The sequence below is a fragment of the Kitasatospora sp. NPDC093558 genome, assembly GCF_040683475.1.
Classification (GTDB): domain Bacteria; phylum Actinomycetota; class Actinomycetes; order Streptomycetales; family Streptomycetaceae; genus Kitasatospora.
This window is the reverse complement of the sequence record NZ_JBFBDY010001208.1, coordinates 1-1,333: the sequence shown is the minus strand read 5'-3', so window position 1 is coordinate 1,333 and position 1,333 is coordinate 1. Positions and strand designations below refer to the sequence as shown.

General features: G+C 76.0%; 1 protein-coding gene and 1 pseudogene. Both read right to left on the bottom strand.

Translation table 11 applies throughout. From position 1 onward, the window contains the following. Positions 1–1,052 (bottom strand): polyketide synthase dehydratase domain-containing protein (locus AB0O00_RS39785; RefSeq protein WP_363659543.1); only part of this gene is annotated, 1,052 nt, incomplete at its 3' end. 148 nt (positions 1,053–1,200) lie between these two features. Beyond that, positions 1,201–1,293, bottom strand: a pseudogene (locus tag AB0O00_RS39780) (hypothetical protein); the annotation flags it as partial. Between the last annotated feature and the right edge of the window lie 40 nt (positions 1,294–1,333).

Genomic DNA, 1,333 nt, shown 5'->3' with positions numbered 1-1,333 from the left:
ACCAACTCCCGCGCGCCCGGCGCCTCCAGGCCGCGACGGCTCGTCAACACCAGGCTGCGCACACCACGCTCCGCGACCAGGTAGCGGGCCACGACGGCCCCCAGACCGCCCGTACCACCGGTGATCAGCACGGTATCGTCCGCGCCGACCGGCACCGGACGCTCCGGCTGCGGGAGCCGGGTCAGCCTCGGGACGTACACGGCATCGGCGCGCACCGCCGACTCCGGCTCGGCGGTGACGAGGATCTCCCCGTCCGTGTCCAGCAGCCCGAACCGGCCCGGGTTCTCCGCCTGCGCCGCCCGCACCAGACCCCACACCGGAGCCTGCGCCAACTCCACCGGCTCACCCGCACGCACCGCCACCGCACCCCGCGTCACCACCACCAGACGCGACCCCGCGAACCGCTCCTCCGCCAGCCACGCCTGGAGGACCTCCAGCACGGCGTGGACGTTCACGCGGACGGCGTCCGGGACGTCCGCGGCAGTCGCGAAGGCATCGCAGTCCAGGACGACGGTCTCGGGGGCCGGGCCCTCGGCGGGCAGAGCCTCCCAGGCCGTCCAATCCGCGCCCGCAGCGGCCGACAGCTCCGACCACTCGACCGCGTACAGCGGGTCGGCCGAACCCAACTGCTCCGCCGACACCGCCCGGCCCTTCACGGAGGCCACCGTCAGCACCGGGCCGCCCGCCGGGTCGGCGAGGTCGAGCCGCAGCGCGCCGCCGTCCAGCCGGACCAGGCGCACCCGCACCACCGAGGCGCCGACGGCGGACAGGGTCACCCCGGTCCACGCGAACGGGATCATCGTCTCCCGCTCGCCGCCGCCGGCCAGGATCGCGGCGTGCATCGCGGCGTCGAGCAGCGCCGGGTGCACGCCGAAGCCATCGGCCTCGACGCTCTCCGGCAGTGCGACCTCGGCGAACAGCTCGTCGCCGCGCCGCCACGCTGCGCGCAGGCCTTGGAACACCGGGCCGTAGCCGAACCCGGCCTCGGCCATCCGCTCGTAGGCGCCCTCGACGGTGAGCGGCTCGGCGTCGGCCGGCGGCCAGACGTCCAGGCCTTCCGCCTCGACGGCTGACGGCTGCGGTGGCGGTCAGCGAACCGGCCGCGTGCCGGACCCACTCGGCGTCCGGATCCCCGTCCGGCCGGGAGTGGATCGTGAGCTCCCTGCGGCCGGTGGCGTCCGGTGTGCCGACGCGGAGCTGGAGCTGGAGTGCGCCGTCCTCGGGCAGCACCAGCGGTGCGGCCAGGGTCAGTTCCTCCACCTGCTCGCAGCCGACCTCGGCGGCGGCGCGCAGCGCGAGGTCCAGCAGGCCGGCGCCGGGGAGCAGGACCGTG